The 8,178-nt window shown below is 61.2% G+C and carries 4 protein-coding genes; 1 reads left to right on the plus strand and 3 read right to left on the minus strand.

Going from position 1 to position 8,178, the window contains the following annotated elements; genetic code table 11:
- Window positions 1-19: 19 nt before the first annotated feature.
- The 3 genes from Q0907_RS18080 to Q0907_RS18090 are packed head-to-tail and all read right to left on the minus strand — an operon-like array spanning window position 20 to window position 5,776.
- Window positions 20-2,353: a DEAD/DEAH box helicase gene (locus tag Q0907_RS18080; protein ID WP_187572637.1), complete on the minus strand. Its 2,334-nt coding sequence runs from the start codon at window positions 2,351-2,353 to the stop codon at window positions 20-22.
- Window position 2,354: 1 nt separating this feature from the next.
- Window positions 2,355-3,707: an ATP-binding protein gene (locus tag Q0907_RS18085; RefSeq protein WP_187572638.1), complete on the minus strand. Its 1,353-nt coding sequence runs from the start codon at window positions 3,705-3,707 to the stop codon at window positions 2,355-2,357.
- On the minus strand, window positions 3,704-5,776 hold the full coding sequence (locus Q0907_RS18090) for a TerB N-terminal domain-containing protein (protein ID WP_187572639.1): 2,073 nt from the start codon (window positions 5,774-5,776) through the stop codon (window positions 3,704-3,706). Before Q0907_RS18090 ends, Q0907_RS18085 begins: the two co-directional genes overlap by 4 nt.
- 1,160 nt (window positions 5,777-6,936) lie before the next feature.
- On the opposite strand from Q0907_RS18090, the gene Q0907_RS18095 reads away from it, so the two are divergent.
- On the plus strand, window positions 6,937-7,608 hold the full coding sequence (locus Q0907_RS18095) for a hypothetical protein (RefSeq protein WP_187572640.1): 672 nt from the start codon (window positions 6,937-6,939) through the stop codon (window positions 7,606-7,608).
- Window positions 7,609-8,178: the final 570 nt, after the last annotated feature.

Raw genomic sequence — 8,178 nt, forward strand, 5'->3', positions numbered from 1 at the left:
TTAAGGCGGAGTACGGCGATCACTTAATCAGTGCCCCGTGCCACTGTTTCATCACTGCAATCGCACCCTCTAAGTCCAGTTCGGCAGCCGCATAGCCACGGATAAGTAGCTCAGGCTGCAGGAATTGGTCGAACTTGTTCCGCTCCAAACCTTCCTTCCGCGCCGCCAAGATCGTCGCATCTGCTGGTATCCGCTGTAGGGCCACCTCGATCAGCTGGGACACATCTTGTTCGGCCACCCCAATCACCTCTACGAACGGCCCCACGTTGACGACCTCCACCTCAACCTCCAGCCACTGCAACCACAATGCGATGGTCAGGCCAACCCGGTGGCCCGCCCAATGCGCGAGATGGACGGCATCCCCAGAGGCGATCAGAGGACTCTGGTCAAACGCGAACAAGCTGTAGGCCTCGCGAGCGTCCATCAATCCCTGCTGAGCCGCTGCGTCCAGATAGACCGGTATGGAGGCCTCTTCAAGGAGCTGCCGCATGCGCTGGTGCACGATGCGGTGTACGCCCAGCGGACCGCCGCCAAAGCTGGGAGGTTTGCCCCCCTTGGAGGGCGCCAGCAGGACGACACGAGCCTGGGTGTCGACCTCCAGGATGCGCCAGCGTCGACCGGCAAACAGCATCAAACGCCCCGGCACGAGTGGCTCAATGATCGGCACTGTGCCCAGTCGCTTGCCATTGCACAGCAGCTGGTACTCCTCAGGGGTGAAGAAGGTGGCATAGAAGCTGAAGTGCTCAATGAGCCGCTCACCTACCGCACCCGGGAGCAGGCTGCCATCACTGACCTGCTCGATGAGCTGCGCGCTCCCTAAAGATCTCAGCACCTCGGCAAACGTGGCTTGATCGATGCTGGAGAATGCGCCGCGCTGGCACAGTTCCCGGAACAGCTCGGCAGCCGTACAGCCGCCACCGATTTGCGCGATGTATGACAGAATCTGCTGGACCAGGGTCGACAGATGCAGGTCGTCCTGCATCGGAGGCTCGAAGCGCCCAGCCAGCATCAGCTCGATCGCCGCGATAGCTTGCAGCAGGCTCAGGCGCAGCCAGTCCACGGGATGACTGCGTGAGGTCAGTGGCGGTAGGACAACATACTGGCGCAGGATCTGCGGCTGACCCGGGCGGCGTCCGGAGCGTCCAATGCGCTGTTTCAGGGCCGCCACTGAGGGCGCCGGGCCGATCTGGGCCACCGATACGACGTCACCCAGGTCCACGCCCATTTCCAGCGTGGACGTGCACACGGCGCTCGTGGGCAGTTTCCCATCCCGCAGCCGTTCTTCCACGCTCAGGCGCAGCTCGCGCGATAGGGCGCCGTGATGGGGGAAAAACTCATTTGGCAGCGCACGACCTTCAGCGCGCTCGCGCAGCTGGTCGGCCACGATCTCCACCTGCGCACGCGCATTAGCGAACACCAGATGACTCTGACCCCGCAGGCGTTCGAACAGGTGGTCCGCAATCTCATCCAGCGCGGTCGTGTAGCGATCGGCTGGTGCTTGCTCGTTGTCCTCCAGTTCCTCAAAGGTCTCAGGTGGGGCCGGCAGCGGCACCCGCTCATCCATGGGCTGGCGTGCGATCTGGGCTAGTAGCTTCTCTACCGCATCTCCAGCGGCCTCCATGGTGGGCATTGGGCCATCGTCATGCGCTCGTCGCTGCTGGATGGCGCGCACCTGCAAGCGCAGCTCGCCGCCGTCGGAGGCCGTAGCCAGCACCTGGCATGGAAATCCTCCCCGTGAGCGCAAGAAGTGGCCGGCGTGTGCCGGCTCTCCCAAGGTGGCCGACAAGGCAATACGGGGCAGGGGATGGGGCACTAGGCGTTCCACGCGCTGGAGCAGCGAGCGCAGTTGGGCCCCGCGTTCGCTGCCGAAGAACGCGTGCAACTCGTCGACAACCAGATAGCGAAGCTCGCCCAGCAAGCCGCCGAATTGCGCGCCACGACGCATCAGCAGAGCCTCCAAGCTTTCCGGGGTGGTGATCAGGATATTGGCCGGTCGCTTCCAGAAGCTCGCGCGTCCAGCTGACACATCGCCATGCCAAGGCTGCACACGCAGATCCACCGCCTCGGCCATCGAGGTGAGGCGACGGGTCTGATCGTTGATCAGGGCGCGCAGCGGCGACACGCACAGACAGCGCAGTCCTGGGCCTTCGAACTGCGCCAGATCACTCATGATCGGCAGAAAAGCGGCTTCGGTCTTGCCCCCGGCGGTTGGCGCCGAGATCACCACATCACTCTGTCTCCCCAGCACGAGCGGAATGGCCTGCGCCTGGATCTGCCGCAAGGACGGCCATCCTTGTTGCCACACCCAGCGTTGGATCCCTGGATGCAGCTGCTCGAACGGGTCGATGGCCATCTCAGAGCCGGAACGATGAGAGCTCATCGTCCGGATCGGCCGCTCCCGCCTGCAGTGCAGCCGGAGCAGGAGCCGTACCGTCCTCTTCGATGTCGCGATCGGTATTGAGCTCCTGACTGACATCCAGCTCTTCGATTAGATGGTTCCAATCCAGGTCCGCATGCTGCTCCAGGACACTGAGCAAATCGAGAAAGGCCCTGACGGTATTGCGCGGCGTCTGGAAGTACGCAGCGCCGATACGCTGATTGCAGTGGCTCAGGAAGGCGGGCAGGGCCTCATCGGGCAGCGCGTACTGAGCTGCATCGCCGCTGGAGTGCAGGTGTCGCAGCTTGGTGAGCAGGACGTACAGATCTTCCGGGGTGAGGTTGGCCAGCCGGATTACCGGACCGCCGAAATCCTGCAGCCCTTGCTGGGCGGCAAATGCATTCTCGGATAGACGCGATTGAAGTGCCTGGTAACTGTACAAGCCGCGACGGGCATCCATCAGCGTTTCTGGTGTTCCACCGAACACAAAGCCCACGCCCTCGCTGCTGCCCTGCAAGGTATCGTTGAGGATGCGGAGGATCTGCTCGTAGTTGGTATTGCGTGCCGTGGCGTGCGGCAGCTTGTACAGGTTCACCAGTTCGTCCAGACATACCAATAGGCCGCCATACCCAGCCAAGCGAATGAACCGCGCCAGTAGTTTGACCCCATCATAGACCTGGTCATCTTCGATGATGGTGCGTACCCCCAGCGCTTGGCGCGCATCGGTCTTGGTGGTGAACTCACCGCGCAGCCAGCGCACCGCATCGGCTTTGAGTTGCTCGTTACCCTGGTCGTGGCCACGCCAATAACACTCGATGACTTGAGCGAAGTCGTAGCCACCCACCAACTCGGTCAGCGACTGCAACCGCTGCTGGATGATCGATTCCACCGCTTCGCCCGTGCTCTTGGCCTGTTGCAACGCTGTGGTGATGAAGCGCTCCACCACGCTCGCCATCGCGCCGCCTTCGGGCTTGGTCCGGGTGGCGATGTTGCGGGTCAGCTCGCTGTACAACGAGCGCGCCTGGCCACCGCTGCCATACAAGCGACGATCCGGATTGAGATCGGCGGTCATCGTGACCAGACCCTTCTCCAGCGCCACCGCACGCACCAGGCTTAGGAAGAAGGTCTTGCCAGCGCCAAAGTCCCCGATCACAAAGCGAATCGCGCTGCCGGCCTGATTGATGCGATCAATATCCTTGATCAGGGCCTCGACTTCACGGGCGCGACCCACCTGGATGTACTGCAGGCCACGACGCGGCACCACGCCAGCCCGCAGGGCTTGGAGCACGGCATCGCGATCACGAGGCGGAATTCGAACAGCGCTTGTCATAGGCGTAGCTTCTTCTGGTCGGACAGGGTTTGCGCGAGCTGATCGCGCACGTAATCGTTCATGTACAGCGGGTCGTCTCCTTCCAGCAGCGGTTCGCCGGCGAGGGAGAACGCCGCTTCATTGAGCATTTCGGCCGCACCATCGGGCAGCAAGCCCAATGCATCGCAGGCGGCTTCGAAGTCGGCACGAGACCATTGGTCGCCGGCCACCTCCAGTACCCGCTCCAGCAAGGCCATATGCTCATCATCCAGCCCAGGTATTGAGTCACTTGGACCTTCTACTGGTGCTGCGGATACGCTCGCTGGAGTGACTGATGGAGTAGGGGAGCTTATCTCGGCCGTGGCAGCGGACTCGGCTTCATTAAAGATCTGCGCCAGCACCGATTGCACCCTGCCGGTTTCGGCAAGCTTCTGGGCAATCACATCGGCGTTGAGTCCACCGCCTGCGGCAGTCTTGGGACGTCCGCCGACGCTGGCGTGGTGCAGATCGGCCGGTACTCGGGCCGGATCCAGTTCCAGAGCGCGGTAGAATCGCTCGATCACCCGTATTTCGGCCGGACTGACATGGCCATCAGCCGCGGCGATCTCCAGCAACACGCCTGCGAACGCCTCGCGCTCGCTGGCTGGCAACAGACGCACCCGATTCTCCAGACGCGCCAAGGTGACCGGGTTGAGCTGCAACCACCGTAGGTGCGCCTCGATGCGTCGCTGCTCACTCTCTGGCAAGGCAAACTGCCGCTCGATCGCGGCGACGGCCACATCCAGCTCCGACTGGTTGATCTCGCTGCCTTGGCCGGCCACGGCAAGCGCGGCCTGCAGCATCAACAAGGCGGCCGCATACGCGGCGCTGGGCGTGCGCGCGGCCTGGTTAGGTAATCGGAATACCACCACGTGGCCATCGGGCGTAGGCGAAGGGCCATGGAAGCGGACGTCAGGCTCGATCGCAAACCCCAAGGCTTCCAACGCTTGGATCAGCGAGGTCGCCTCGCGCTTGCCCAGCCGTTCCGGTGCGCCCATTCCGCATCCTTGGGTCAGGCGAGAGGTCGCCATCACGGCCACGGTCTGCTGGGCCAACGCCGCGTCCAGGTCCGATACCAAGGCGCGGAACGTCGGCGGGACCTGGTTGCCACGTAACGGTTCGGGCATGGCCGCCAGCTCGGCCATCGGCGTGCCGTTCTTACTGCGTCGCACCCGTCGCAATGCTTCCAACTCGCCCATCGCCTGCTGAACCAGCGCGATCAGGGGCCGCATGGGTGCTTGGCTGCGGGTGATGTCCGGCAGGTCGGTCTGGATTGTCTCGGTGCCTACTTCGGGACCCGCCCAGCGATAGCTTAGGGTGAGCTTGGAGCGTCCCGGCTTGATGATCAGGCCCTGACCGAAGCGCTGTGCGTAAAGTTGGCCAAACCGGGTTTTGATCTCCGGCCGAACAACATCCCACGTAGTGGAGCGCGCCTCATCGGTCAGTGCCTGAGCCCAAGCGAAGGCCAGATCCGCACTCAGCGCCTGATGGCGCATGACCATCTGGGCTGCTTTGATGTGCTGGGCCAGGCTCCAGTCGTTGTCCGTGACGTCACCAGGCACTCCCAACTTGAAGCGCCCCACCGCCAGGAACTTCTGGCTGTAGGAGCCAAAGGAGCCGTGGCTGCCATAGTGCTGTTGCAGGCGCGCCACTTCGCTCAGGATTCGCAGGCCTTCGGTTCGGCCTTCTTCGCCGGCGGCCAGGCCGCGCAGCAAGCGGTACTCAAGACCATAGAAATACAGGAACACGTAACCGATACCGACGGTAGCTGCTCGTCGCTCCGAGTTCAGGAATGCAAGGAAGGTCCCTCGCTCACGATCATTGAGTCCGGCATACCTGGGCCAGTAGCCCAATCCTTCACCGCGCCAATCGGCCTGTCCCGAAAAGGCTAGGGTCGGATCAACCGCAGCCAAGCGGCTGTCTTGATAGTTTCGCGGCGTACCGAGATAGAAACCGCCACCGGCAATTTCTTGGCCACGAATGGAAACGGTCTCGCCAAACGGTATCCAGCGCGGCGGTGCCGGTTGCCGGATCGGACTGGCCAGATCCAACAGCGCACGCAATGGTGATGTCGTCCGGACCGGGACGGGATCTTGCACAGGAACGGGGCGGCTGTACGACACGGCGGCTGGAGCTTCGCTGTCCGAAACCTGGCTTCTGAGCGGCGGTAGTTCAACTACGGGACTTGGGGGCAGGGAAGGAGGGGAAGGGACCTGTTCCTGCGAGGATGAAAAACTGGCCTCCCCTAACGGCTTTCGAGCGCTCGCGTCAGGTGTAGGCGTGAACCCAGGTTCCGTTGACTCCTCTGACAAGCCGGACGCGTGTGGAAACTTCGCACGCAGCCTTTCCGCCCGTTGACGGTTCTCGCTCGCAACTTGATCTCGTTCAATCTCCCAGGGCGATTGTTGCGAGCTCGCGCTAGCTGCAGAATCCGCGGGCGGTTCCTCAACGGATTGTGTATTGGTGAATTCCGCTGCAGGAAGACGCGGTGCACGGGACTTATGGTCCGCTTCACTCGCAGCGATCTTGGCGCGCAGCTCGTCTGAGCGCACACGATTGACAGCGGCAACTGCGTCCCGATTGTCCGCCCAGTTGCCAAGCGGCGAGGTTGTTCGTACCGGAACTGGTTCATGTGCAGGCGTGGGGGGGTTAGGCTCGATGACGACCCTCCCAGTGCCTGTCGAAGCTTGCGATCTGGGGGCTGGTAGCGTGATCGCGGGCGTCGAGGGGAGTGGGGGAGGAGCAACCTGCAGGACGGAGGCGGATCCACCCGCACCGCGTGCCGTCGGAGGACTCCTACCGGAGGACTCACTCAGGATTTCTGCTAGTGTCTTGCCGGTTTCCTCCGGTGGAGGGGGCAACACAGAGGCCTGTTGGGCACACTGCCATTTGCGGAACATGCGCCAACCCACCCAACAAAGGAGGGCCACGACCGCAATCCAAAACAGCGCAATCCAGATCTCCTTGGGGATCAGCAAAATGACAACTAGCGCACCCAACAGCAATGCGCCGATACCGCCCCCGTTTCCCTTGCGCCGCCCCATCGTGTCAGCCCCTGCTGTCCGCTAGCCGAAATACTTCCCCCCCCTCCACTCTACACCTCTGTCGTAGTGCGTTGTGGGAGGCAGACAATGCGGGATAGGGCGACCGCTACGGACAAAGCTAAGCGTAGTATCGAGGTCCTATCCCAATTGAACTGAAGGGGCTCCACATGGAGAGAGGGAAGTTCGATCTGGCCATTGCCATTGCATTGGTCCCAATCCTCGGCACAGGCCTTGTTCTCATCAATCAACTTGGGCGCCTGATGTTCTACGGGGTGCCGTTTGAGCTCTTAGAATTGGACGCCTACAAGATTCTGATAAGTAGCCTTTCGATGCTTTTCATGGGAACGGCGGTCTGCTACGTAGGCGCCACCTTTTATGACCCCCGGGAATCGCCATTACCAGTTCGCCTGCTGTTTCATCTCATCTTCGCCGCGGCTGTGACGTCGCCATTCTGGCTCAGCGACCTGGACTTTGACCGACCGATCTCTTGGCCCGGCGTCATACTCGTTGTGCTTACAGGGATGATCATCTTCGGGATCGATTACTGGCTGAAGCGCGAGAAAGAAGCGAATCCGAAAGAACGTCTTTCGAACTGGTTACTTACCACCTTCTTTGGTTCACTTCTTGTGCTTGGAATAGCGACTACCCATGGCTACTTGGCCGAACGAGACCGAGTCTCTTTTCCTTTCCTCGGTGATTCAGATGAGGCTGTCGTAGGCAAAGTTGGCGATCTTCTGATCGTAAAGACATATGATCGCGAGCGCCGCACTTTCGATACAGACCGCACGAAGCTCGTGAGTAGTGAAGGCGCCACCTTGGTAACGCGCACGATCGAGTAAGCCACGCCAACTGGGCCTCTACATACCTGCAACCGTCTAGTAGTTTGATTCTGGAACAGTGACACGTGAGGCAACCGCTGTGGATTTTGAGCCTAGCTCGCCGCCGAAGAATGCTGCAGCTCACGAAGCTAAAGTTGATCCGGGCGTCGTGACCGGACTGCCGTCAACGGCAGTCGCACGCGATGTTCTGAGCAACTACAAAGGGGGCGTCTTAGCCAGCGAACTAGTGACGTTTGATCCCAACTTTGGCCACATCTACAGGTACGATGTCCTAGGTGAACTTGATGATGGCTTGGGCGATCCAGAGGCGTATCGCGGGCGACTGGTCCTTACAGATGCTGCGGACAGTTCAGTGTTGCTTGGTTATCACTCACTTCTTGAGTTGCAGGAAGAGGTGCTTAGGCACCTCCAATAGAGCTTTCGACGACGGCCCGCGCCGCCGAAAGGTTACGACGACACGGGCAAAGCCGGCGTTCCTGGGCTTGACATAAGAAATGTTATGCGAAGTAAGCTATTGATTATATTGGCTTTTATTTCCGTTTGCAAGATCGTTACTCCTTAAGCTCCGTG

The organism is uncultured Pseudoxanthomonas sp. (genome assembly GCF_947498795.1).
In the GTDB taxonomy this organism is placed as follows: domain Bacteria; phylum Pseudomonadota; class Gammaproteobacteria; order Xanthomonadales; family Xanthomonadaceae; genus Pseudoxanthomonas_A.

Coding starts and splice junctions, on each gene's coding strand:
- Q0907_RS18085 (WP_187572638.1), bottom strand. CDS start 3,707: ATGACAAGCGCTGTTCGAATTCCGCCTCGTGATCGCGATGCCGTGCTC.
- Q0907_RS18095 (WP_187572640.1), top strand. CDS start 6,937: ATGGAGAGAGGGAAGTTCGATCTGGCCATTGCCATTGCATTGGTCCCA.
- Q0907_RS18080 (WP_187572637.1), bottom strand. CDS start 2,353: ATGGCCATCGACCCGTTCGAGCAGCTGCATCCAGGGATCCAACGCTGG.